Annotated in this window: 20 protein-coding genes; 16 read left to right on the top strand and 4 right to left on the bottom strand. The window is 64.9% G+C overall.

The window, feature by feature from the left end; all coding sequences use genetic code 11:
* Positions 1–3: 3 nt before the first annotated feature.
* Together BRAD285_RS35455 and BRAD285_RS20560 are read left to right on the top strand one after the other, a co-directional pair.
* Positions 4–174, top strand: coding sequence for a hypothetical protein (locus BRAD285_RS35455; protein WP_157681688.1), 171 nt, complete (start codon positions 4–6; stop codon positions 172–174).
* Positions 175–369: 195 nt separating this feature from the next.
* Positions 370–534, top strand: coding sequence for a Flp family type IVb pilin (locus BRAD285_RS20560; protein WP_035648307.1), 165 nt, complete (start codon positions 370–372; stop codon positions 532–534).
* Positions 535–702: 168 nt separating this feature from the next.
* Here the strand turns inward: BRAD285_RS20560 and BRAD285_RS20555 are convergent, their stop codons facing one another.
* The 3 genes from BRAD285_RS20555 to BRAD285_RS20545 all read right to left on the bottom strand — a co-directional run bounded on the left by BRAD285_RS20555 (position 703) and on the right by BRAD285_RS20545 (position 5,053).
* The gene (locus BRAD285_RS20555) at positions 703–2,250 is read right to left on the bottom strand and encodes a porin (RefSeq protein WP_006614550.1); all 1,548 of its coding nucleotides are present in this window, start codon (positions 2,248–2,250) and stop codon (positions 703–705) included.
* Between the two features lie 375 nt (positions 2,251–2,625).
* The gene (locus BRAD285_RS20550; protein ID WP_006614549.1) at positions 2,626–3,624 is read right to left on the bottom strand and encodes a LysR family transcriptional regulator; all 999 of its coding nucleotides are present in this window, start codon (positions 3,622–3,624) and stop codon (positions 2,626–2,628) included.
* Positions 3,625–4,078: 454 nt separating this feature from the next.
* Positions 4,079–5,053, bottom strand: coding sequence for a Ku protein (locus BRAD285_RS20545; RefSeq protein ID WP_006614548.1), 975 nt, complete (start codon positions 5,051–5,053; stop codon positions 4,079–4,081).
* Between the two features lie 259 nt (positions 5,054–5,312).
* Between BRAD285_RS20545 and BRAD285_RS35850 the strand changes: the two genes are divergently transcribed.
* From BRAD285_RS35850 to BRAD285_RS20495, 11 genes are all read left to right on the top strand, one after another.
* Positions 5,313–5,465, top strand: coding sequence for a hypothetical protein (locus BRAD285_RS35850; protein ID WP_172889796.1), 153 nt, complete (start codon positions 5,313–5,315; stop codon positions 5,463–5,465).
* A gap of 271 nt (positions 5,466–5,736) precedes the next feature.
* On the top strand, positions 5,737–6,411 hold the full coding sequence (locus tag BRAD285_RS20540; RefSeq protein ID WP_006614547.1) for a response regulator transcription factor: 675 nt from the start codon (positions 5,737–5,739) through the stop codon (positions 6,409–6,411).
* Positions 6,412–6,471: 60 nt separating this feature from the next.
* Positions 6,472–7,848: a sensor histidine kinase gene (locus tag BRAD285_RS20535; RefSeq protein ID WP_006614546.1), complete on the top strand. Its 1,377-nt coding sequence runs from the start codon at positions 6,472–6,474 to the stop codon at positions 7,846–7,848.
* Positions 7,849–7,958: 110 nt separating this feature from the next.
* On the top strand, positions 7,959–9,428 hold the full coding sequence (locus BRAD285_RS20530; protein WP_006614545.1) for a hypothetical protein: 1,470 nt from the start codon (positions 7,959–7,961) through the stop codon (positions 9,426–9,428).
* 104 nt (positions 9,429–9,532) lie between these two features.
* Positions 9,533–9,802: a hypothetical protein gene (locus BRAD285_RS20525; RefSeq protein ID WP_006614544.1), complete on the top strand. Its 270-nt coding sequence runs from the start codon at positions 9,533–9,535 to the stop codon at positions 9,800–9,802.
* A gap of 137 nt (positions 9,803–9,939) precedes the next feature.
* Positions 9,940–11,040 (top strand): c-type cytochrome biogenesis protein CcmI, encoded by a 1,101-nt coding sequence (ccmI, locus tag BRAD285_RS20520; RefSeq protein ID WP_006614543.1) that lies wholly within the window; start codon positions 9,940–9,942, stop codon positions 11,038–11,040.
* Between the two features lie 34 nt (positions 11,041–11,074).
* Positions 11,075–11,593, top strand: coding sequence for a cytochrome c maturation protein CcmE (gene ccmE, locus BRAD285_RS20515; RefSeq protein WP_006614542.1), 519 nt, complete (start codon positions 11,075–11,077; stop codon positions 11,591–11,593).
* The gene (locus BRAD285_RS20510; RefSeq protein ID WP_006614541.1) at positions 11,590–13,569 is read left to right on the top strand and encodes a heme lyase CcmF/NrfE family subunit; all 1,980 of its coding nucleotides are present in this window, start codon (positions 11,590–11,592) and stop codon (positions 13,567–13,569) included. The genes ccmE and BRAD285_RS20510 overlap by 4 nt, the downstream gene beginning before the upstream one ends.
* Before the next feature lie 5 nt (positions 13,570–13,574).
* Positions 13,575–14,066 (top strand): cytochrome c-type biogenesis protein, encoded by a 492-nt coding sequence (locus BRAD285_RS20505; RefSeq protein WP_006614540.1) that lies wholly within the window; start codon positions 13,575–13,577, stop codon positions 14,064–14,066.
* Between the two features lie 383 nt (positions 14,067–14,449).
* A complete protein-coding gene (locus BRAD285_RS20500) occupies positions 14,450–15,793 on the top strand; it encodes a methyl-accepting chemotaxis protein (RefSeq protein ID WP_006614539.1) in 1,344 nt (447 codons plus the stop codon).
* A gap of 499 nt (positions 15,794–16,292) precedes the next feature.
* On the top strand, positions 16,293–18,302 hold the full coding sequence (locus BRAD285_RS20495; RefSeq protein WP_006614538.1) for a methyl-accepting chemotaxis protein: 2,010 nt from the start codon (positions 16,293–16,295) through the stop codon (positions 18,300–18,302).
* Between the two features lie 274 nt (positions 18,303–18,576).
* Here the strand turns inward: BRAD285_RS20495 and BRAD285_RS20490 are convergent, their stop codons facing one another.
* A complete protein-coding gene (locus tag BRAD285_RS20490; RefSeq protein WP_006614537.1) occupies positions 18,577–19,056 on the bottom strand; it encodes a hypothetical protein in 480 nt (159 codons plus the stop codon).
* 24 nt (positions 19,057–19,080) lie between these two features.
* Between BRAD285_RS20490 and BRAD285_RS20485 the strand changes: the two genes are divergently transcribed.
* The 3 genes from BRAD285_RS20485 to BRAD285_RS20475 all read left to right on the top strand — a co-directional run bounded on the left by BRAD285_RS20485 (position 19,081) and on the right by BRAD285_RS20475 (position 23,376).
* Entirely contained in the window at positions 19,081–20,241 is a 1,161-nt protein-coding gene (locus BRAD285_RS20485) for an ImmA/IrrE family metallo-endopeptidase (RefSeq protein WP_006614536.1), read from the top strand.
* Positions 20,234–20,671, top strand: coding sequence for a hypothetical protein (locus tag BRAD285_RS35450; RefSeq protein ID WP_139020700.1), 438 nt, complete (start codon positions 20,234–20,236; stop codon positions 20,669–20,671). The genes BRAD285_RS20485 and BRAD285_RS35450 overlap by 8 nt, the downstream gene beginning before the upstream one ends.
* 1,115 nt (positions 20,672–21,786) lie before the next feature.
* Positions 21,787–23,376, top strand: coding sequence for a Do family serine endopeptidase (locus BRAD285_RS20475; RefSeq protein ID WP_006614533.1), 1,590 nt, complete (start codon positions 21,787–21,789; stop codon positions 23,374–23,376).
* Positions 23,377–23,415: the final 39 nt, after the last annotated feature.

The raw sequence follows: 23,415 nt of genomic DNA, 5'->3' as shown, positions 1-23,415 counted from the left end.
CCTATGCGGGCGGCCGCCACGACCGTTGACCCAGATCATGCCAGTGCATCCGCCGGACAGGCCGAATTTTTTCTAAATGTATCGGATGAGAATTCGGAAGCAGCGAATGCGTCCGGGGATCGCGAAGAGCCGGCGAGCAAAAAACAAAAGCGCAATAACGTCAAATGCTTGTGATGTCTTTTGACGATGCCGCGACAACGCAGGCGCGAACTCGCCTTGGCCTCGCGCCTCGATATCCGGACGCCGCGGCTCTCCGATCGGGTTAACCGATTTTTCAAGCCGATCACGCAGGGTTTCCGCGGGGCGTCCGTCCCGGCCTTGGCGCGCCCTTCCGGCGCATCAGATGATCGAGCCCGACCGGAGTGGTAGATGCGGCAGTTGATTGCGAGCTTTCTCAAAGATCAGGCCGGCGCGACCTCGATCGAATACGCCATCATTGCCGGCGGCCTGAGCATCGTGATCCTGGCGGCCGTGAACGGCCTGGGATCTGGTCTCAGCAGCAAGTTCACGTCGATCAACAGCTCGATCAAGTAATCGCCTCGCTGCCGGAACGCACGCGCCTGCTCATATCTCCTGATGCGATCGACCTCTTTATTCGATCAATGTCTTGGTTCCATCGAACTCCCGTCCGTTTGAAGCACGAGCTTCCGGCGGGGCATCGCCGGAAGCTCGTGGCCTGTTCGGAGGTTCGGTCGTCCAGCGTCAGAAGTTACGCTGGGCGCGCAGCAGCATGCTCACGGTGTCCTGGTCCTTGAGCTGGTAGATCGCGGCCGGCTTCGCGGTGCTCGCGATGGTCGGAGCGTTCGCCGTTCCCGAGAACTTCTGGTCGAGATGGCTGTAGGTCACGTCGGCCGAGAAGGTGAGGTTCTTGACCGGCACCCAGCGCGTGATCAGGCCGATCTGCGACAGGTTGAAGTCGGGGTTGCAGGTCGAGCCCGCTGTGAGCAATCCGGTCGCGGCGATGCGGGTGCAGATCAGGTCCGAACCCGTCTGACCGTAGCGAACCTGGGCATAGGCGCCGTACAGCGCCGTGTTCCAGTGCGGATCCCAATTATGGGTGAAGGCACCGCGCATGCCCCAGGTCTGCACGGTCGACAGGCCGGTGCCGTTGCCGAACACGGCATCGGCCACGCCGGCGAAGCCGATGCTCTGGTAGGCGCCGGCGACGCCGGTGCTGCCGTACATCGAGTAGGACGTCGAAGCCAAGCTCTGGAAGTTGTAGCGGCTCGCGCCGTCGGTATAGACCGCCTGCAGGTTCAGGACGTCGCCCGGACCGGTCGGGATGTTCTTGATCGACAGCGACAGCTGGCCGGCCCAGCCCCATTTGTCCGACGGATGACCGGCGGTCTCGACGCCCGGAGAGTAGTAGCCGGCGTGGTTGTCATGCGCAGCGAACGACGCCTGGAACAGGCCCCAGGCCTGATCGATGCGCACCATGCCGATGATGTCGGGCGCCACGTTGCCGCCGATGCTGTTCGTGCCATAGGCGCCGCCCAGCACGCCGGACGAGGTGATGCCGGACGTGTTCCAGATGTTGCTGGTGAAGAACTGGCTCTGGTCCTCGGCGGAGATCGCCGCCGTGATGCCCTGGCCGAAATCGGCGGTGTAGGTGAACTGGTTGACGCCGTTGTTGGAGCCACTGCCGCCGACCAGACCGTCGAAATTGTTGCCGGGGTAGTTGGTCCAGGGCGCGTCGAAGGTCGACACCGCCTTGCCCATGGTGAAGCCGGCGAACTGAATGAAGGCGTAGTATACGCCGAGCGAGCCGCCCGAAATGCCGTCATTGCTGAGACCGTTGACGGAGGTCAGCGGGGTCGTGCTGGCCGCGCCGGTGTTATACTGGGTGCCGCCGTTGCCGACGCCGGCATAGGTGCCCGACGTCCAGGTCAACACCGCGTCGAAATAGGTACGGACCACGCCGTACTCGGTCGCGGTGCGCGTATCGATGTTCAGGTCCTGGCGTGCGCGGGTCTGAAGCCGGTTGCTGAGGCGATTGTCCGCGCCGGCCTGGGCGGAATAGGCGCCGCCATAATTGCTGTTGGTCCACATCGCGGTTTCCGCGCGCACATAACCACCCAGCTTGATGCAGGTGTCGGTGCCGGGGATGTAGTAGAAGCCCGTGCCGTACAGCGAGCACACCTTCACATACTCGACGGCCTTGGCCTTGATCGGAAGATCTGCGGCCTGAGCCGCCGCGGCTGACAAAATCACTGCTCCCGTCCCGAGAAGCAGGCCCCTCATCGTCTTCATTCTATGTCTCCGGTTGATCGGCGCCCACACGGCCCCCCGCGTGTCGCCTCTGGCGTCGCCAGACTTAAAGTCCCCACACCGATACGCTCGGCTCTCGGATCGCGTGAACGAATTGTCCACGAGCCCATTTCAATTTGATGAAAGTTGCTCGTTTGCTCGGGTTCCGCTCCATCGTCGTTAACGTGCCGTTGGTTCGCACGCGCTTCGACGCGATCACGCCACCCTTCTGGCCTCTCGGTGGCAATTTGTTAATGACGTTATTCGTGAATAGGGTAGATGGGAATCCCGAACAATCCCGGGGGTGGTGCTGCGCACATCATCGTGCGTGGGCAAGTCACTGAGCTGCCCACGGAAATAGTCGTCTTGCGCGTGGTCTCACTGGCTCGATTCGATCTGAACCGAGGGGCAATGTGACGTTGGTACGACAAGTGCGCTGCCGCCGAATCTCGTGATCGGCGTCATCGCCTGGCGCATGCTGTCGTTTCGCCATCGCTTCACGAAGTCGAGAAACACCTGCAGCGGCATCGGCGGCTGCCGTCGACTCGGATGATAGAGAAACAGTCCTGGAGTCGCGTAGCTCCAGTCCGGCAGCAGACGCACCAGGCGTCCATCGGCCAGATGCGGATCCACCATCGGCTCGACCAGATAGGCGATGCCGACGCCGTCCAGCGCAGCATTCAGGGCCAGATCGAAATCGTTGACGATCAGCGAGCCGTCCACCGCGATCTCGGCCCGCTGCTCGTCCTTGTCGAAGATCCACGGCTGCAACGTGTCATCGGCGGGAAAGCGGTGGCGGATGCAATTGTGAGTCTGAAGCTCTTCGGGGCTGGATGGCGCCGGACGGCTGGCGAGATAGTCCGGCGAGGCGACGGCGATGAAATTGCAATCGTCGACCACGCGGATCACCTTCATGTCGCGTTCGACCCGATGACCGGAACGGATACCAGCATCGAAGCGATTGCGGACGATGTCGCTGTTCGTATCGTCGACGGCGAGTTCGAGTTGAATGGACGGATATTCGGTCAGGAACGACCTGATCAGCGGCCCAAGCCCTCTGAGGGCAAACACGCGCGATACCGCTAGCCTGAGCGTACCCACAGGCTTGTCGCGGAAAGCGTTGATGCTCTCGATCGCCTGATCCACCCGCTCAAGAGCCGGCTGGATTTCCGCGAGCAGCCGCTCGCCGGCTTCGGTCAGTGCGACGCTGCGCGTCGTCCGGTTGAACAGCCTGACGTCCAGCCGCTCCTCGAGACCCTTGATCGTCTGGCTGATGGTCGGCAGCGAGCAGCCGATGTGAGCGGCCGCCTTGGTGAAGCTCAGTGTGTCCGCGACCGCCGCGAACGCCGAGAGCTCGGACAATTGAACTCGCGCCATGCCCTAGTCGTGCCGCGCCTGATCCTGTCTCTCATCGCGCTGAAACATGCACACCCCCTGACACACCGCGTCGGTGCAACCGAAACGACTCCGCCAAGATCGTTCCACCATCCGGACCAGACGCACCGATTCGACACGCGTCTGATCATTCACCCGCGCCGCAGAGCTAGGCGCCATGTGCACATTGCGCAAGCATCGATGCCGCGTCGCGGTGATCACAAATCCGCGTCTGATGATGGCAAATGGCTGATCGACTCAGGTGTTTCCAGGGGGCTAGGCAACGACGGCTGCTGCTCGCAGATGGCAGATGATGGGGAGGCGGAGTCGCCTGGTGGCTGCCCAGGTCGAGGGGGCGGGGACCTGGAAGTTCGCGAGCCCCCGCTCGTCAGCCCCCCGCCGGGAACTGGGAGAGCGGTGCAGCGTGTTTCGAAGACGACGGGATCGTCTCGGCGTGTCAGCTCGCCTTGCGCGAGCGCGCGGTCGGCCGAACCGGCTTCTCGGCCTTCTTCGGCTCCTCCGCCTTCTTCGGCTCGTCCTTGGCCTTCTTGCCGCTGATCGGCAGCAGCATCTCGCGCTGGCCCTCGACACGCTTCTTCGCCTTCTTGGGCTTGGCCTTCGGAGCAGGGGCGGACGCGGCGGGCGCCTTGTCGCCCTCGTTGGCCAGGCTGCGCTTCAGGGCATCCATCAGGTTGATGACGTTGCCGCTCGACTTCGGCGCGGCCTTGGCGGTGATGGTCACGCCGTTGCGCTTCTTGTTGATCAGCTCGACCAGCGCGGCCTCGTAATGGTCTTCGAAATTCTCCGGCTGGAATTCGGCCGATTTCTTCTCGACGATGTGCTTGGCAAGATCCAGCATGTCGCCGGTGATCTTCACGTCCTGGATGTCGTCGAAATATTCGTCCTCGTTGCGCACCTCGTAAGGGTAGCGCAGCAGCGTGCCCATCAGGCCCTTGCCGAGCGGCTCCAGCGCAATGATGTGCTCGCGATTGGTCAGCACCACGCGTCCGATCGCAACCTTGTCCATGCTGCGGATGGTCTCGCGGATCACGGCGAAGGCGTCATGGCCGACCTTGCCGTCGGGCACGAGATAATAGGGGCGGATCAGATAGCGGCTGTCGATGTCGGTGCACGGGACGAACTCGTCGATCTCGATCGTGTGGGTCGATTCCAGCGCGATGTCCTCGAGCTCGTCCTTGGTGACTTCGATGTAGGTGTCGGTGTCGACCTTGTAGCCCTTGACGATGTCCTCGTTGGCCACTTCCTCACCGGTCTCGGCGTCGACCCGGCTGTATTTGATGCGATGGCCGGTCTTGCGGTTAATCTGGTTGAAGGAGACCTTCTCGGACTCCGACGTCGCCGGATAGAGCGCGACCGGGCAGGTCACGAGCGACAGCCGCAGAAAACCCTTCCAATTGGCGCGCGGGGCCATGTCTCAACTCCACTCAACTGCAAACTGACGGGCGGACTCTCCCGAACCGGGCCGCTGCGGACGTAGTTGTCGCTGACAGCCGCGAGGATAACATCGCAGCCCCCGGATTCAACAAGCTGGCCTGCAGATTCTGAGAGCGGCGTTAACTGGTCGCAGCAGGGGGCCGGGCCGGAACATCGTTCGGGGGGCGACGTTGCCAATCAGCAAATGAGAGAACGCGATACCGCGTTCGAGATCGTAGCAGCGAGCTGAGGGCGCCATGGCAACAAGACGAGGGTCGCAGATCGTCGAAAATCCCACCGAAGCGCGGCAGGGTGAACCCGGCCCGTCAGTCCTGGCCATGCTGGCCATCTCCACCGGACTGGCGCTCCTGGTCCTCGGCCTCGTGTGGTTCGTGTTCTTCCACACCTGAGAGCCGCATCGAGATTGTTGACGGGCCGCGTGACGCGCGGCCGGCGTCCATCGCTTCGCACGCAAGCCAAGCCCGGCCATCCCCATGGCCGGGCTTTTCATCGTGGTGTCCCAGAGCTTATATCCGCCTCAATTCTGTCGGCCCTTGCCGGCGGCCCCGACCGAGATGACCAAAAAGTAACCCCGTCGGTCGGGTTCCGTTCATGCGCGGTTCACGGCCTTCCGGTTCATCTTGAGGGCAGAAATCGTGCAGTTCAGCTTTGGAGGCAAGCGTGCGTCTGCTCGTTGTCGAGGACGATCCGGATCTCAACCGTCAGCTCACCACGGCCCTGAGCGACGCCGGCTACGTCGTGGACCGTGCGTTCGATGGGGAGGAGGGGCACTATCTGGGCGACAGCGAGCCGTACGACGCCGTCGTGCTGGATATCGGCCTGCCCAAGATGGACGGCATCTCGGTATTGGAGGCGTGGCGGCGCAACGGCCGTGCGATGCCGGTCCTGATCCTGACCGCCCGGGACCGCTGGAGCGACAAGGTGCAAGGCTTCGACGCCGGCGCCGACGACTACGTCGCCAAGCCGTTCCACCTCGAGGAGGTGCTGGCCCGCATCCGCGCGCTGCTGCGCCGCTCGGCCGGCCATGCCCAGAGTGAGCTGACCTGCGGCCCGGTGACGCTCGATACCCGCACGGGTAAGGTCAGCGTGTCGGGCAATCCCGTCAAGATGACCTCACACGAATACCGCCTGCTGTCCTACCTGATGCATCATTCCGGCCGCGTGGTGTCGCGCAGCGAGCTGGTCGAGCATCTCTACGACCAGGACTTCGACCGCGACTCGAACACCATCGAGGTGTTCGTCGGCCGAATCAGGAAGAAGCTCGACTGCGACGTCATTCAGACCGTGCGCGGCCTCGGCTATCTCCTGACCCCGCCGCCGGCCGCCGGCGCCTGATCCGAACCGGCGCCCGCCATAGAGGTGGCCGGGCGCCGGCCGTTTCGCTAATTTGCGGTCATGCGCCAAAGTTCACTTGCCACCCGGTTGTTCCTGTCCGCGACCGCGTGGCTCGTGGTCATCCTCGCCATAACCGGCATCGTGCTGTCCTCGGTCTATCGCAATGCGACCGAGCGCGCCTTCGATCGCCGGCTCAATCTCTATCTCCGGACGCTGATTGCCGAGGTGGCGACGCCGGACGACCCGCCGGACCGGCAATTCCAGTCGCTCGGCGAGCCCTTGTTCGAGCTGCCGCTGTCCGGTTGGTATTGGCAGATCACCCGTACCGATACCGAGAAGCCGGAGGTGCGAGCCTCGCGCTCGCTCTGGGACAAGAAGCTGCCCAAGCTGGAAGAGCAGGGGATCGACCTGACCGCCGCTGGTATCCGGATCGGCTATGTCGAGGGACCGGAGAATCAGGATCTGCGCATGGTCGAGCGCCCCGTCGATCTCGGCTCCGACGGCAAATTCCTTGTCAGCGTCGCGGGCGATGCCTCGGAGATTTTCGACGAGACCCGCAGCTTCGACTATTACCTCGGCGGCACCTTCACCGCGCTCGGCATCGTGCTGCTGCTCACCACGGTCTTCCAGGTCAATTATGGTCTGGCGCCGTTGAAGCGCATCTCCGAATCGATTGCCGATATCCGCTCCGGCCGGGCCGAGCGCCTCGAAGGCGAGTTTCCGGTCGAGATCGCGCCGCTGGCGCGGGAGACAAATGCGCTGATCGACGCCAATCGCGAGATTGTTGAGCGGGCGCGGACCCATGTCGGTAATCTCGCCCATGCCATCAAGACGCCGCTGTCGGTCATCGTCAACGAAGCGACCACCCATGCGGCCGATCCGTTCGCGGCGAAGGTGATGGAGCAGGCGGACGTGATGCGCGACCAGGTCGCCCATCATCTCGAGCGGGCGCGGATTGCGGCGCGCGTCACCATCGTGTCCACGGTGACAGAGGTCGCCCCGGCGATCGAGGCGCTGCGCCGCACCATGGAAAAGATCTACCGCGAGCGCAGCATCGCGGTCGAGGCAACCGCCGACCCCGCGGCCCGGTTTCGCGGCGAGCGCCAGGACCTGGAAGAGATGGTCGGCAATCTCGTCGACAACGCCTGCAAATGGGCGGCGTCGCGGGTGTCGGTGGAGGTCGCGGTGCAGCCGCCGGCCCAGGCGGGGGCTTCCCCGATGCTCCGCATCGTCGTCGATGATGACGGTCGCGGCCTGTCGGCGGCCGAACGCGCTCAGGTGTTGCGGCGCGGTCAGCGGCTGGACGAGTCGAAGCCCGGGTCCGGGCTTGGCCTGTCGATCGTGAGCGATCTGGCTGCGCTCTATGGTGGCCGCCTGACCCTGGGCGATGCCCCGATCGGGGGCTTGCGGGCGGAGCTGGTCTTGCCCGGCGTTTAACGGGCCGGCGAATTCCGCCATCCTAAAGGTGTTCTTAATACCGCGGCCGCTATGGTGGAGGCCGGGGTGCGCGATGTGCGCTCTCGCCGTGGAAATTTGCACGCCGGCGCATGGGTCAGACAGCTCACGAACGGTTGAGGGAATATCTCGGGCAGCTGCCGCCGAGCGCGCAGTCGCTCTTGATGCGCGAGTTCGAGCGCGCGATCGAGCGCGGCCAGGATGTGGCCGTGGCCACGATGGTGCTCGAGCAGTTGCGCAAGGTGGTGCGTCCCGCAACGCCCGCCGCCGCTCCGCCCCCTGCAGCCGAACCGGTTCGTCCGCCAGCAGCGGTGGAGGTCGCCCGTCCACAGGCCCGCGAGGAGCGCCGCCAGAGCGGCGATGGCCCGCGCCGGCTGTTCCGGCCGCTCGAGCCGTTCCTCACCGATTCCACCGGTTCTCTCCGGCCCGGTCAGATCCGCCGCGCCTCGCTGCTGGCCGTCTGGCAGTGGCTCGGCCGCGAAGGCGCGCCCGAGCGCTATGCGGACTTCGAGGCCGCGATGTCGGCCGGCAGCGACAGCTCGCGCGAGGTCGAGATGGCCGCCCGCAAGCTGCAGCTCGCCGCCGCCGAGGCCTTGATGAAGCTGGTCGGTCCCAATGCGACCGGCGACCGCCAGCGCCTGCTCGCCCGCATCGGTGCGCCCAGCGTGATCGAGGACCTGCTGCCGATCGCGCTGGTGCTGCAGAATCGCGAGGCGCTCGACGGCCTCAACGGCCGGCTGCCCGGCATCATCCGCGCGCTCGGCGACTCCCAGATCGCCTCGGTGACCGATGCCATCAACGTGCCGTCGCTGCAGACGCCAGCGATGCTGCCGTTTGCGCTGTCGCTGGTGATGCAGCGGCTCGCGGCGCCCTGGCAGATCATCCGACTGGCCACCAAGATCGCGGCGTCCGACGATGAGATTCGCGTGGCTGCGACCCCATTCGGCGTCGCCGTCACCATTGCGCTCAACGATCTCGCGAACCTGGCCTCGGTGCTGCGCGCCGACATTCGCCGTGGGCATTTCTCCAATCTCGGCGACACGTTGAAGACGCTGCATGACGGCGTCCGAGGCCTGCGCACCGAGCTCGACCTGCGGTCAGAGTCGAACTGGGGCAAGCAGCTCACCGCCATCCGCGCCGACATCTCCAACGCCTTGCAATCTGAGATTGACAGCGTGCCGGGCCGGGCCCGCCGCATCCTGCGCCAGCGCGCCGACAAGGACATTCCGGCCGGCGCGGGCGTCGATGCCAGCGAGGTCGAGGAGGTCGCGGCGCTGATCGAGTTCGTCGCGGTGTGCCGCAACTATGCCAGCGAGCTCGCGATCAACGAGGTCACGCTGCGGACCTATACCGACCTGCAGCAATATGTCGAAAAGGCTACGGAAGCGCTGGTGCAGTCGCTGCGCTCGGGCGATGCTCGGGCACGCGCCTATCGACAGTCCCAGGTGTCGGCGGCGATCCGCTTCTGCCATGTTCTGTTCGGCAACGACTACGCCCAATTGATGAGCCGGGCGGCCGAGAATGCAATGAACGGCGAGCGAAAATCCTCGCGCGCCGGCTGAGTTTTTCTGCTATTCTGTCGACGTTTTCGATTGTGCAATTTTAGGTTGACCCCACACGGGGGCATGCATAGGTTCCCGCCGGTTCCATCTTTTTCATCAAGACCATGATTTCCGTCATCAGATTCGTCGAAGTCGAGAATCGCGTGGTCAGCGCGACCTATCGCAACCTCATGATCAAGGCCAAGGTCGTGCTCGTCGACAAGACGAGCGGGACGCAACTGCCCGATCCCGTCACCACCATCGCCTCGCCGGTCCCGGCCGGCTCGCTCCGGATCCGGCTGACCGAGGAGGTTCGGCCGGGGACCTATTTCCTGATGGCGCTCAACGGCCATGGCAGCTACCTCGCCAAGAGCGCCGAGTTCGAGGTCCGCTAATTACGTAATCCTCCTGAGTTTTTCGGCGCGGGCGGCTGGGGTACCAGGGCGGCAATTGTGAATTGCCGCCGGGAACGGTGCTGGTTAAAAGCTGCGCAACGCGCGTCCGCCGGTGGGCGCTGCCTGGAACTCTGTCGATGACGCTCTGGTTCGTGTTCGCCGTGATGACGGCCGCGGCGATCTTCGCCGTGCTGCTGCCGCTCGGGCTCGGCGCGCGCAACGCCTCGGACGGCCGCGAAGCCGCCGTCTACAAGGACCAGCTGGCTGAGATCGAGCGCGACGTCGAAACCGGCCTGATCGGCAAGGTCGAGGCCGAGGCTGCCAGGGTCGAGATCGGCCGCCGGCTGCTTGCCGCCGCGGACCAGGAGAACGAGCCATCGGCCAAGCCGAGCGTCGGTCTGCGCCGGGTGGCCGCGGTGCTGGCGCTGATCGGCGTGCCGATCGTGGCGCTCGCGGTCTACCTGCCGCTCGGCTCGCCGCAATTGCCGGATTTTCCGCTCACCGCCCGCGCCAAGCCGGCCGACGGCTCGCAGCCGCTGGAAAACCTGGTGTCGCAGGTCGAGCAGCATCTGCAGAAGAACCCGACCGATGGCCGCGGCTGGACGGTGCTGGCCCCGGTGCTGGCGCGGCTCGGCCGCACCGAGGACGCGATCCGCGCCTATCGCAACATGATCAACTATGCCGGCGACGGCGCCGCCAAACGCGCCGACCTCGGCGAGGTCATGACGGCCGCGGCGGGCGGGGTGGTCACGGCCGAGGCCAAGGCCGAGTTCGAGCGCGGCCATGCGCTCGACGCCGACGAGCCCAAGGCCAATTATTATCTCGGCCTGGCCGCCGAGCAGGACGGCCGCAAGGACGACGCCGCCACCATCTGGCGCGCCATGCTGAGCAAGGGCCCGGCGGATGCGCCGTGGCGGCCGCTGGTGGTGGCCGCACTCGCCCGGGTCGGCGGCGGCGAGGCGCCGGCGCTGCCGAACGAGGCGATGGCCGCCGCCAAGGACATGAGCGCTGACGATCGCGACGCGATGATCCGCGGCATGGTCGATCGTCTCGCCACCCGGCTGAAGCAGAATGGCGACGACGTCGAGGGCTGGCTGCGGCTGGTGCGCGCTTATGTCGTGATGGGTGATCTCGACAAGGCCAAGTCGGCGTTATCGGATGCGCGGCAGGCCGTGAAGGATGCCGAGCGGTTGCGCCAGCTCAACGAGGGCGTGAAGACCTTCGGGCTGGATGGATGAGAAGCGGCGCGTCTGCCGCGAACGGGATAGTGGGATGACACGCAAGCAGAGGCGTTTGACGATCATCGGCGGGGCGCTGTTCGTGCTCGCGGTCGCAGCCGGGCTGGTGCTCAACGCGCTGCGCGACTCCATCGTGTTCTTCTCGACGCCGACCATGGTCGCGGAGAAGCACGTCGGGCCGGGCAAGCGCTTCCGCCTGGGCGGCCTGGTGCAGCCGGGCTCGCTGAAGCGCGGGGACGATCTCGCGGTCACCTTCGAAGTCGCAGACGGCGGCGCGAAACTCCCGGTCGCTTACAAGGGCATTCTGCCGGACCTGTTCCGCGAAGGGCAGGGCGTCGTCGCCGAGGGCGCGCTCGATGCCTCCGGCGTGTTCAAGGCCGACACGGTGCTCGCCAAGCACGACGAGACCTACATGCCGAAGGAAGTCGCCGACAGCCTGAAGAAGCAGGGCCATTGGAAGGACGATTACGGCAAGCCGCAAGGCGCCGCGAAACCCGGACCGGTGTCGATGCGCGAGGGGGCTGAGAAGACGGCCGCAGGAGCGACGCAGTGATTGCAGAGAGCGGACATTATGCCCTGGTGCTGGCGCTCGCGCTGGCGCTGATCCAGTCGACGGTGCCGATGCTCGGCGCGGCCAGGCATGACGTCGCGCTGATGAATGTCGGCCGTTCCGCCGCGCTGGCGCAGCTCGTGTTCGCCGGGCTGTCCTTCATCGCGCTGATCACCCTGCACGTGACCTCGGATTTCTCCGTCGCCAACGTGTTCGAGAACTCGCACTCGATGAAGCCGCTGCTCTACAAGATCACCGGCGTCTGGGGAAACCATGAAGGCTCGATGCTGTTGTGGGTGTCGATCCTGGCGCTGTTCGGCGCCATGGTCGCGGCCTTCGGCAACAACCTGCCGCTCTCGCTCCGCGCGCGCGTTCTGTCCGTGCAGGCCTGGGTCGCGAGCGCGTTCTATCTGTTCATCCTGACCACCTCGAACCCGTTCGCGCGTCTCGCCACGCCGCCGATCGAAGGCCGCGACCTCAATCCGGTGCTGCAGGACATCGGGCTGGCCGTGCATCCGCCGATGCTCTATCTCGGCTATGTCGGCTTCTCGATCTCGTTCTCCTTCGCCATCGCAGCCCTGATCGAGGGCCGCATCGATGCGGCCTGGGCGCGCTGGGTGCGGCCGTGGACCCTGATGGCCTGGATCTTCCTGACGCTCGGCATCGCCATGGGCTCGTACTGGGCTTACTACGAGCTCGGCTGGGGCGGCTGGTGGTTCTGGGACCCCGTGGAGAACGCCTCGCTGATGCCCTGGCTCGCCGGCACCGCACTGCTGCACTCCGCGCTCGTCATGGAGAAGCGCAACGCGCTCAAGGTCTGGACCATCCTGCTCTCGATCCTGACCTTCTCGCTGTCCTTGCTCGGCACCTTCCTGGTGCGCTCCGGCGTCATCACCTCGGTGCATGCCTTCGCCAGCGACCCGACGCGCGGCGTCTTCATCCTCGGCATCCTCGTGCTGTTCATCGGCGGCAGCCTGACCTTGTTCGCCGGCCGCGCCACCGCGCTGAAGCAGGGCGGGCTGTTCGCGCCGATCTCGCGCGAGGGCGCGCTGGTGCTGAACAACCTGCTGCTCACCGTGTCCTGTGCCACCGTGCTGTTCGGCACGCTCTATCCCGTCATCATGGAAGCGCTCGACTTCAAGCTCTCGGTCGGCGCGCCCTTCTACAATCTCACCTTCGGCCCGTTGTTCGCGCTGCTCCTGCTGATGGTGCCGTTCGGCCCGATGCTGGCGTGGAAGCGCGGTGATCTCTTGGCGGCCACGCAGCGGCTGCTCGCGGCCGGCGTCGCCTCGCTGGTGGCGATCGCGATCGCGTGGGCCTGGGCGCGCGGCGGCAGCGCGCTGGCGCCTATTGGCATCGGCCTCGGCGTGTTCGTCATATCAGGCGCCATCGTCGATCTGGTCGAGCGTAGCGGCATCACCCGCGTGCCGTTCAAGACCGCACTGCACCGGACGCGCGGCCTGCCGCGCTCGGTGTGGGGCACGGCGTTCGCGCATGCCGGCCTCGGCGTGGCCCTGCTCGGCATCGTCTGCGAGACCACCTGGAACAGCGAGCTGATCTCGACCTTGCGTCCCGGCGACATGCGCAACCTCGCCGGTTATCAGATCACCTTCGACGGCATGACCCAGCGCCAGGGTCCGAACTTCACCGAGGTCGTCAGCACCTTCGTGATCAGCGAGGACGGCAGGCAGCTCGCGGTCATGACGCCGAGCAAGCGCAGCTTTGCGACGCGCGGCATGTCGACCACGGAAGCGGCGCTGCTCACCCGCGGCGTCAGCCAGCTCTATGTCTCGCTCGGCGACACCACCGCCGATGGCGGCCTCGCGGTGCGCATCTATCACAAGCCGCTGGTGCTGCTGATCTGGTTCGGCCCGGTGCTGATGGCGTTCGGCGGACTGCTGTCGCTGTCCGATCGCCGCCTGCGCGTCGGCGCTCCGCGCCCGGCGCGAGCGGTGCGCGCGCTGCAGCCGGCGGAGTAGGGCGGATGCGACGCAATTTCAGCTCGCTCGCACTCGCGCTGCTGCTGCTCATCGGCGCGCCCGTGGCGCACGCCGTGCAGCCCGACGAGGTGATGTCGGACACCGCCAAGGAGCAGCGCGCCCGCGCGCTGTCGCGCGAGCTGCGCTGCATGGTCTGCCAGAACCAGTCGATCGACGATTCCGACGCCCCCTTGGCGCGCGACCTGCGCCTGCTGGTGCGCGAGCGTCTCGCGGCAGGTGACAGCGATAATCAGGTGCTCGACTTCCTGGTCGCCCGCTACGGCCAGTTCGTGCTGCTCAAGCCGCGCTTCGAGCGCCAGACCCTGCTGCTCTGGCTGCTGCCGCCGGTGCTGCTGCTCGGCGGCGGGCTGGCGCTGTGGTGGCAGGTCCGCCGCCGCGGCCAGCGCGGTGTGGAGGCTGTGCCGAAGCTGACGGCGGAGGAGGAGGCGCGGCTGGCCGCGCTGATGGCGGCAGAGCAGCAGCCGCCGGCGACGTAAGGCGCGTTGCGCCAAACCCCGTCGTTCCACTCGAGACTCATTGATCTCTGAAATTTGGAGTCGAACCAACCCCGGCGGCGCTGCGCTCCCTCTCCCCGTTCTTCACGGGGAGAGGGTCGGGGTGAGGGGCAGCCGCACGGGAGGTGCCGATAGTGAGAGCGCCGCAAGCTCGGCCCTTGTGTGCCCCAAGCGAGCACCACCCGTTCCGCTGCCCCTCACCCCAACCCTCTCCCCGTGAAGAACGAGGAGAGGGGGCGCACCGCCATTGTCGCCAAAAACCCCCGCACTCTCCCGTGCTCCGCCCGCCCGCCGGCTTTCATCTTATTTTACCATTGTCTGGAAATGTGCGTTGACATTCCGTCTGACGTACCCGGGCAAAGCCGATGTTCTCCAACAGCAATCTGACGATCCGCTTTCTCGTGGGGGGCGTCGTGGCGTCTCTGCTCCTGTTGCTGGCGATCGGCGGCGGCACCGGCTTCATCGCCGTGCTGTATCTCAACAACCAGATCACCAGCCTGTCGCAGGACTTCGCCAGCCTCAGCGGCCCGGCGCGCGACCATGCGACCTTGATCTATCAGCAGGCCCAGTCGGCGTTCTCCTGGTTCCTGATCGCCTGCGTCGCGATCGCCGTGTTCGCCAGCGCCGTCTGCCTGATGACCTATGCCGCCGTGCAGAACGGCATCTTGCGTCCGCTCGCCGCGATGGTCTCGGCCATGCGCGACGTCGCCGGCCAGAAGTATGACACCCGCATCCCCGGCCTTGGCCTTAGCAACGAGATCGGCCAGCTCGCGGGCGCGCTCGAAGTGTTCAAGACCAACGGCATCGAGCGCCAGCGCCTCACCGAGCGTGAATTGCAGGAGGCGCAGCGCCAGGGCGAGCGCTCGCGCTTCCTCGACGGCCGCATCCACTCCTTCAACGAGCTCGTCGCCAGCGTCGTCAGCAGCGTGGCCTCCTCGGCCGTCCGCCTGAAGAGCAATGCCGAGACCCTGTCGCGCGCCGCCAACGACACCTCGGCGAAGGCGAATGCGGTGGAGGCCGCCGCCGCCCACGCCAATCGCAGCGTGCAGACGGTGGCCGGCTCGGCGGAAGAGATGACAAGTTCGATCGGCACCATCAGCCGCCGCGTTTCCGACGCCACCCAGCGTGCCGAGGGCGCCGCGTCGCAGGCCGAGAAGAGCAAGAACACTATTCATTCGCTGTCGGACGCTGCCGAGAAGATCGGCACCGTCGTGCAGCTGGTGCAGGCGATCGCAGCCCAGACCAATCTGCTCGCGCTCAACGCCACCATCGAGGCCGCGCGCGCCGGCGAAGCCGGCAAGGGCTTCTCGGTCGTGGCGTCGGAGGTGAAGAACCTCGCCGACCAGACCAGCAAGGCCACCGACGAGATCTCGGCGCATGTCGCCAGCATCCAGGGCATCACCGCGGAGACCCGCGGCGCCATCGACGGCATCTCGACCACACTGAGCGAGATCAGCGCCATCATGTCCGGCATCGAGGTCGACACCTCGCAGCAGCGCAACGCCACCCAGGACATCTCCAAGAGCGTCCAGGAAGCCGCGCGCGGCACCCTCGACGTCTCCAACCACATCGCCCAGATCACCTCCACCTCGGCCGAAACCGGCCGCCTCGCCACCGATGCCCGCGACGCCGCCGGCGATCTGTCGCAACAGGCCGAGACCCTGAAGCGCGAGGTCGATGCGTTCATCGTCAGCGTGAAGGCGAGCTGAGGACAGGAACGGCTCCTCAGCCAGCCGAATTCCTCCGCCATGACGCGCAGTCCTCGCCCAGCTCTCCGCTGTCGTCCCGGCCTTGAGCCGGGACCCATAACCCCAGCGAGATGTTGTCGGGCGAGATGCCGGCCCAGTCGTGTGTCACCACAACCGCCGCGGCGTATGGGTCCCGGCGTTCGCAGGGACGACAGTGGTGATTGTCGATGCGGCTTGCGCGACACGGGCAGAGAGTAGGGCGGATGAGCGCAGCGTAATTCCGCCATTGCGACGCGCCGGAATCGCGAGTTGCGATGGTGCACCACGCAACTCATCGGAACTACGTAGCTCACCTACGCCACGATGTTGCGGAACTCTGCCCACCGCTCTAACCGGCTATTAGCAAATACCGCTCATCGTGCACCCGCTCTGCTGGGAGGAGTCGTCGCGCGAGCGGCGGGTACTGTGCGGCGCGGGACGAGACCGTCCGCTGACCGCACAAGGGAAGGGGCCAACGGGAATGATGAGCTTCGGGTTGAAGATCAGGGGGCGTCTCTACGCCGGGTTCGCGGCGCTGGTGGCGGTGGGCATGGTCATGGCGGCGGTGGCCGTCTGGAACCTGCGCGCCGTGAGCGACCAGGTCGCGAACATGTCGGCGCTGTCGGACGCGACCGCGCGCATCCTCCAGATCTCCAACCATCTCCAGGCGATCCAGCGCGCCAATTTGCGCTACATCCATGATGCCAACGAGCCCGCGCTGAAGGAGGCCGCCGACCGCGAGACGGCGGCGACCGAGCTGCTGCAGGCCGCCGGCAACGGCCCGCTGTCCGCCGAGCGCCGCAAGGCCTATGCCGATCTGCTCTCCGACATCGCGCAGATGCGAACCTTGCGCGATCAGTTGCAGGACGCCGTCAGGCAGATCAAGACCGGCCGCGCCGCGCTGCTGCCGGGCGGCGAGGACTTGGCCGCCAAGACCGCCAAGCTCTCGATCTCCGCGCGCATCAGCAAAGAGCCTGAGGTGATGACGGCGGTCGCCGATATCGACACCCGCCTGCAACTGGTGCGCATCGCGACCTGGCGCTTCCTGGCGCTGCGCGACGCCAAGGCCGCCTCCGCCTTCCGCGCCGGCGTCGACAATGTCGAGCAGCGCCTCGCCACCCTCGAGGGCAACTCGCCGCCCGCCAGCGTGCTCGCCGCGATCGCGCCGGTGAAAGCCTCGCTCGATCTCAACAAGACCGCGTTCGAGGCCACTGCCGCCGCGACCTTGAAGTCCGAGGAGGTCTACGCCAACGCGATCGAGCCGCTGATCGCTCGGAGCATCGAGACCCTCAAAGCCGCCGAAGCAAGCATCAATGCCGACTATCACGCCGCGCGCACGACCGCGGAGGGCGCCATCGGCCACACCATCTCGCTGCAGATGCAGGTCGGCGCCGCCGCCGTGCTGTTCGGCTGCCTCGTCGCGTTCCTGATCGCGCGTGGCATCGTCGGCCCACTCACGTCGATGACGCGGGCGATGGGCCGGCTGGCCAGCGGCGACGTCGCCGTCGAGATCCCCGGCCGCGGCGCCCGTGACGAGATCGGCGCCATGGCCACGGCGATCCAGGTGTTCAAGGACAACATGGCCGAGACCGAGCGCCTCCGTAGAGAGCATGCGGATGTCGAGGCGCGGCAGGAGCACGAGCGCAAGGCCGACATGGCCCGGCTCGCGCACCAGTTCGAGCAGGCCGTCGGCGAAATCATCGACGCGGTGTCCCATGCTTCCAGCGAGCTCGAAGCCTCCGCCGGCACGCTGACCAGCACCGCCGCGCGCGGCCAGGATCTGTCGACCGAGGTCGCCGCCGCGTCGCAGGAGGCCTCGTCCAACGTGCAGACGGTGGCCTCCGCCGCCGAGGAGCTGTCCTCGTCAGTGAGCGAGATCTCCCGCCAGGTGCAGGAATCCGCGCGCATCGCCAGCGAAGCCGTGGCGCAGGCCAACCGCACCAATGAGCGCGTCGGCACCCTGTCGAAGCAGGCCGCGCGCATCGGCGACGTGCTCGAGCTGATCTCGAGCATCGCCGGCCAGACCAACCTGCTGGCGCTCAACGCCACCATCGAGGCGGCGCGCGCGGGCGAAGCCGGCCGCGGCTTCGCGGTGGTCGCCGCCGAGGTCAAGGCGCTGGCCGAGCAGACGGCGAAAGCCACCGGCGAGATCGCCCAGCAGGTCTCCGGCATCCAGGCCGCCACCGAGGAGTCGGTCGGCTCGATCAAGGAGATCGGCTCAACCATCGGCCGCCTGTCCGAAATCTCCGCCGCCGTCTCCGCGGCCGTGGAAGAGCAGGGCGCCGCCACGCAGGAAATCTCCCGCAACGTCCAGCACGCCGCCAACGGCACCCAGCGCGTGTCGCGGAATATCGACGACGTCCAGCGGGGTGCGTCGGAGACGGGGTCAGCATCGGCCCAGGTGCTGACGGCGGCACGCTCGCTGTCGGCGGAGAGCGGGCGGTTGAAGCGCGAGGTGAGCCGGTTCCTGGGGTCGTTGCAGGCGGCGTGATTGGGCGTGAGGTGTAGCTACAAGACCAGGCCAGTAGGGCGGATTAGCGCAGCGTAATCCGCCATCCCCACCCGACAAAGCGCGGCGGCTTACGCCTTCGGCTAAGCCGCCCTACGCACCGCCGATCGGGCGGGAGCCCACGTAGCCAGAGAGCGCAGCGACATCCGGGGCTCACGCACGCTGGGCTCATCAGAGTTAATTTTGCTCCACGACCCGGTCTCTTGATTTCAGAATCGGAACACCAGCGCTAAAGTTCAGCGCCCGAATTACCCGTTTACGGGCTCTGGGCTTTTCTTTCCAACGCATCTGCCTCTTCTCGAAGAGGCTTCACTTGGCGGTCGGCGTCAAACCAAAACACTCCGAGGCTGACCGGTGCAGGTAACAGGGAGAGGCCCACGAACAAGAGAGAGATCGCTTCCCAGCCTTCCGATATGGGATCGTCTGCCTTGTAGGCGAGAACGACAAGTATAACGGCTAAAGTAATCGCAACGAATGAATTCCCCAGAATGTATTTCTCGAACTCCTTCGATAAGCGGATCTTGAATATCTCGTACTTCCCCTCGAGGCTCAGTAGTTCATCCTCCAGTTCCTTCGCAGGACGCTCATGCTCGGGTGCCAAGAACAGGCTATTTATCCTTGCCAATGCGCGATTTAGAGGTTGAAGCCCTAGTTCACCATAAAGCTGGAGTACGGCTGTCCCAACGTGGAGGCCAACTCCTAGTTGCACTACGCTTGAGAAATCAGCATACTTCATCGGCCTGCCCTTCAAGGATTTTTCGTGGCTTACAACCCTGATGTTCTTTCGACGATACTGAGCGCTCGGTCTCTTACTGAGGAGCAGCTCTCGAATCGTCTTCGCATTGAGCCTGCAGAGTTGTCTCGCGAACTTGATCGAGAACCGGAGCCGGGACAAGGCATCCTCAACCGGATTGCGAAGGAGTTAGGTGTTCCGTCTTATGCTTTTTTCATGGAGCGAGCGCCCGCGCTTCATGATGTGTTGCCCGATTTTCGATCCTCGGCAGCGCGTCCGTCAGCTAAGACGAAAGAAACGATTCAATCCATTCAATTTGCAGAAGGCGTGCAGCGTACCCTCGTTGCGCTGCCCGGGCGGGGTGAGCTGCCGCAGTTTGAAGCAAATACAAATGCTGAGATTGATGCATTCGCTTTTGCTGTGCGGCAGCAATTCAATATTACTCTCGAAGATCAGCTAGAGTCGAAGGACGCAAACGCGTTCTATTTAATTTGCAGAAAGAAGATCGAAGATCGCGGAATTTTTGTCCTCCACGATAGTTTTCCTGAAGAAGATGGGAGTGGCTTTTGCCTGTCGCACCGCCATCCAGTAATTGTGGTCAATACCCGAAAACAAACAAGAGGACGTAGGCTCTTTACTCTTGTTCACGAGCTAGCCCATGTTCTGCGGCGATCAACGGGAATTTCGGATCCGTTCATAAGGAAGAACGCCGTCGAGCGCGTATGTAATCGCTTTGCAGGCAGCTTTCTTGTCCCAAGGTCCTACGTCCGCGCGCTGCTAAACGGGGCGATCACTTCAGAGCCCGACGATGAAGATGTGAAATGGGCGGCTCGTCGACTTAAGATCAGTCAAGAGGCGACTGTTCTGAGGCTTGAGCAGCTCGGCTTTTACCGTCCTGGAAGCTACGATCACTGGAAAGTGCTCGTGCGCGGTCGCAATCCAGATTACTTCGAAAAGCGCGGTGGTCCACCGGGCAGAGAACCTCCTCCTCAGGAGAAGATCAAGCTGTCGAAGTTTGGTTTCTCGTTTGCCCGAGCGTTCGATTCCCTGCTTCGTCAGGGTCTTATCAGTGAGATAAACCTTTATCGGGCGACGGGTCTGAAGCCAAAGTACCAGAGGCAGTACTTCGATTATGTGAAATCTCTTACTAGCGATCAGCTCCAAACGTTGGAGCTAGATGATGAGTGAGGGCGGCGGTGCAGAGTTTTTGTGCGTCGCTGACACAGACGGGCTGTACTGCATCGCTGCAGCATCGGGCAATCTCAAGACGGTTCTTCTCGATCACCTCAAGAGTGGTCACATCGGGGTTCCTGCCTGTGCCTGGAAAGAGTTTGAAGACCTTTATCCCGATAAAGCAGAGGCATTAAAGCCGTTTGTATCTGTTCGCATTACGATGAAACGAGCTTACTATGCCGGTGCCGCTCGCATTGCAGACCGGCTAAATTCAGGGTTCCCGCGGGGAGCCTACGATGACAGCGTAGAGCTCTTTACAGCCTCTATTGCGTTCTCAAAAAATTGCCCGATTGTCACTTCGCCCGCACAGGTGTCAGTTTACAAATCAATGACCTGCAAGGCGTCTGATCTTGAGACTTGGGTTGTCGAATATGTGATGGGTTAGTGCGTCAGCCTGATTGGCGTAGCAGTCGCACTATAGATATTCTGGTCGAGCCGATACTGCTTCAGGCGCGGTGCAGTTTGTCGATACCAGTTATCCGTCGAATATTTCCGAAAATCAAAAATACTCTTGCCTCCCACCCCAAATCACCCTTATCCTCCGCCTCGTTCCGTACCGCTGAGGGAGCGTATCGCGATCGTCACGGACGCGGGTTGCGGAATGCGATGGATGCGGGCGGCTGCAAGCGGGGCTTTGGCCTCGCCGACGAACGGCTGACTGCGGACAGGAAATCGTGTCGTCCTGGCCTCCCGGTGCCGAGGTCAAGCTGGTGGTGATGATCCGCCGGCGACGGGGTCAATGAGCCGGTCCCCGGGGAGAGCACGTATAAATGTTAAAACCGTCGCGCAGGGAGGGCTGGGATGTCTCAGCCGAACCTGTGGTTCCTACCCCGTGCTTTTTGTTCGCACGGGGGCCATGGGGGCGGCAAGCTCCCGGCCTTCCCTGCGCCCTCTGTTAGCTGAGGGTGAACTGTCGGGCATGACTCGGGCGCGGGATGCGTCGCGAGGAGGTTGGTGCTCGGGTTGCTAATAGGTTTCTCCGCGTGCTGTTTGACAATGTGGATCGTGATGTCTCCGCGCGTCATTGCGAGCGCAGCGAAGCAATCCAGGGTCCCGCCCACCATCCTGGATTGCTTCGCTGCGCTCGCAATGACGGAGTTTGGGGCGGGCGGCGTGCCACGCTCTCCGCTGCCATCCGCCGCGGGCCGGCTCCGGTGCGGGCGGATTGCGGCCGATTCGAGGGCCGTTGAAAGGCGGCGGGTTACGCCTGCGGCTAACCGGCCCTACGAGGGGATCACGACTTTGGTCGGACCGGTCAAAATGATGGCCGCTGCGGGGCGGCCGGGATGCAGGCAAGCCACTGGCCCTACAGGGCTTTTCCGCCGCACTCCCGCATCTGCGCCATTCTGCCGCAGTCTGTGTGTCCATCCATTACAGAAGTTTAACGCCGCAGCCAGCACGCCGTAAGGCGGCGAGGCCCATGTTCACTGGCGAACGGGGCGAACAGCCCGGGACACACGTTTAGAGACCTTGACCAAAATCACTTGCGGAGAAAACCGTATGACTGACCGTCCGACCGACCTGTCCTCGCTTCCCTCCTATCGCCAGCCCCGGCGTGGCCTGTTCTCGGCGCGCAAGTTCGCGCTGATGGCCTCCGTCGTCGCGGGCCTCGGCGTCGCCGCCTATGGGCTGTCGCCGCAGGGCGCGCCGCTCGACCTGTTTTCGACCTCGGCGCATGCGCAGGTCGCCAACGAGGTCAGCAAGGTCGCGCGCCCGGTCGGCTTTGCCGACATCGTGGAGCGGGTGAAGCCGTCGGTGATTTCGGTCAAGGTCAACATCGCCGAGAAGGTGGCCAAGAACGACAGTGACGAGGACACGCCGTTCCAGCCGGGCTCGCCGATGGAGCGCTTCTTCCGCCGCTTCGGCGGTGAGAACGGCATTCCCGGCATGCCGGGCCGCGGTGGCCGTGGCGGTGGTCGCGCCGTGACCGGGCAGGGCTCCGGCTTCTTCATCTCCGCCGACGGCTATGCCGTGACCAACAATCACGTGGTCGACGGCGCCGACAAGGTCGAGGTGACGACCGACGACGGCAAGACCTACAGCGCCAAGGTGATCGGCACCGACCAGCGCACCGATCTTGCGCTGATCAAGGTCGAGGGCGGCTCGAACTTCCCGTTCGCCAAGCTCGCCGACGGCAAGCCGCGCATCGGCGACTGGGTGCTGGCGGTCGGCAATCCCTTTGGTCTCGGCGGCACGGTGACGGCGGGCATCGTCTCGGCCGTCGGCCGCGACATCGGCAACGGCCCCTATGACGATTTCATCCAGATCGACGCGCCCGTGAACAAGGGCAACTCGGGTGGCCCGGCGTTCGATGTCGACGGCAACGTCGTCGGCGTGAACACCGCGATCTATTCGCCGTCCGGCGGCAGCGTCGGCATCGCGTTCTCGATCCCCGCCTCGACGGTGAAGAGCGTGGTGGCGCAGCTCAAGGACAACGGCTCGGTCAGCCGCGGCTGGATCGGCGTGCAGATCCAGCCGGTGACGCAGGACATCGCCGACAGCCTGGGCATGAAGAAGGCCGAGGGCGCGCTGGTTGCCGAGCCGCAGGCCAATGGTCCGGCGGCGAAGGCGGGCATCGTGTCCGGCGACGTCATCACGGCCGTGAATGGCGAGCCGGTGAAGGACGCGCGTGAGCTCGCCCGCACCATCGGCGGCATCGCGCCGGGCGCCGCGGTCAAGCTCAACGTGCTGTCGAAGGGCCAGGAGAAGACCATCAACCTGACGCTCGGCAAGCTGCCGAACACCGTCGAGGCCAAGGCCGACACCGGCGGCGACAACGATAGCGCCAACCCGACACGCGGCGCCGACGTGCCGCGGCTCGGTATGACCGTCGCTCCGGCGTCGAGCGTGGCCGGCGCCGGCAAGGACGGCGTCATCGTCACCCAGGTCGACCCCAAGAGCGCTGCGGCCGATCGCGGCTTCAAGGAAGGCGACGTGATCCTCGAAGTCGCCGGCAAGTCGGTGACCTCGGCCGGTGACGTGCGCGAGGCGATCAATGCCGCCAAGGCCGACAACAAGAACAGCGTGCTGATGCGCGTGAAGAGCGGCGGCCAGTCGCGCTTCGTCGCGGTGCCGCTGGCCAAAGGCTAAAGGCGTTCACGAGATGGAGGGTCGCCGGCCTGTTGCCCC

This window comes from Bradyrhizobium sp. ORS 285 (assembly GCF_900176205.1).
In the GTDB taxonomy this organism is placed as follows: Bacteria; Pseudomonadota; Alphaproteobacteria; order Rhizobiales; family Xanthobacteraceae; genus Bradyrhizobium.
Note: the sequence above shows the minus strand (reverse complement) of the source record. Positions and strands in the feature narration are given on the sequence as shown.

Excerpts from the sequence above, each read along its gene's own strand:
- BRAD285_RS20550 (WP_006614549.1), bottom strand. The coding sequence starts at position 3,624 with ATGGCGCGAGTTCAATTGTCCGAGCTCTCGGCGTTCGCGGCGGTCGCG.
- ccmI (WP_006614543.1), top strand. The coding sequence starts at position 9,940 with ATGACGCTCTGGTTCGTGTTCGCCGTGATGACGGCCGCGGCGATCTTC.
- BRAD285_RS20560 (WP_035648307.1), top strand. The coding sequence starts at position 370 with ATGCGGCAGTTGATTGCGAGCTTTCTCAAAGATCAGGCCGGCGCGACC.
- BRAD285_RS20530 (WP_006614545.1), top strand. The coding sequence starts at position 7,959 with ATGGGTCAGACAGCTCACGAACGGTTGAGGGAATATCTCGGGCAGCTG.
- BRAD285_RS20475 (WP_006614533.1), top strand. The coding sequence starts at position 21,787 with ATGACTGACCGTCCGACCGACCTGTCCTCGCTTCCCTCCTATCGCCAG.
- BRAD285_RS20505 (WP_006614540.1), top strand. The coding sequence starts at position 13,575 with ATGCGACGCAATTTCAGCTCGCTCGCACTCGCGCTGCTGCTGCTCATC.
- ccmE (WP_006614542.1), top strand. The coding sequence starts at position 11,075 with ATGACACGCAAGCAGAGGCGTTTGACGATCATCGGCGGGGCGCTGTTC.
- BRAD285_RS20500 (WP_006614539.1), top strand. The coding sequence starts at position 14,450 with ATGTTCTCCAACAGCAATCTGACGATCCGCTTTCTCGTGGGGGGCGTC.
- BRAD285_RS35850 (WP_172889796.1), top strand. The coding sequence starts at position 5,313 with ATGGCAACAAGACGAGGGTCGCAGATCGTCGAAAATCCCACCGAAGCG.
- BRAD285_RS20545 (WP_006614548.1), bottom strand. The coding sequence starts at position 5,053 with ATGGCCCCGCGCGCCAATTGGAAGGGTTTTCTGCGGCTGTCGCTCGTG.
- BRAD285_RS20535 (WP_006614546.1), top strand. The coding sequence starts at position 6,472 with ATGCGCCAAAGTTCACTTGCCACCCGGTTGTTCCTGTCCGCGACCGCG.
- BRAD285_RS35450 (WP_139020700.1), top strand. The coding sequence starts at position 20,234 with ATGAGTGAGGGCGGCGGTGCAGAGTTTTTGTGCGTCGCTGACACAGAC.
- BRAD285_RS20555 (WP_006614550.1), bottom strand. The coding sequence starts at position 2,250 with ATGAAGACGATGAGGGGCCTGCTTCTCGGGACGGGAGCAGTGATTTTG.
- BRAD285_RS20525 (WP_006614544.1), top strand. The coding sequence starts at position 9,533 with ATGATTTCCGTCATCAGATTCGTCGAAGTCGAGAATCGCGTGGTCAGC.
- BRAD285_RS35455 (WP_157681688.1), top strand. The coding sequence starts at position 4 with ATGCGGGCGGCCGCCACGACCGTTGACCCAGATCATGCCAGTGCATCC.
- BRAD285_RS20490 (WP_006614537.1), bottom strand. The coding sequence starts at position 19,056 with ATGAAGTATGCTGATTTCTCAAGCGTAGTGCAACTAGGAGTTGGCCTC.
- BRAD285_RS20495 (WP_006614538.1), top strand. The coding sequence starts at position 16,293 with ATGATGAGCTTCGGGTTGAAGATCAGGGGGCGTCTCTACGCCGGGTTC.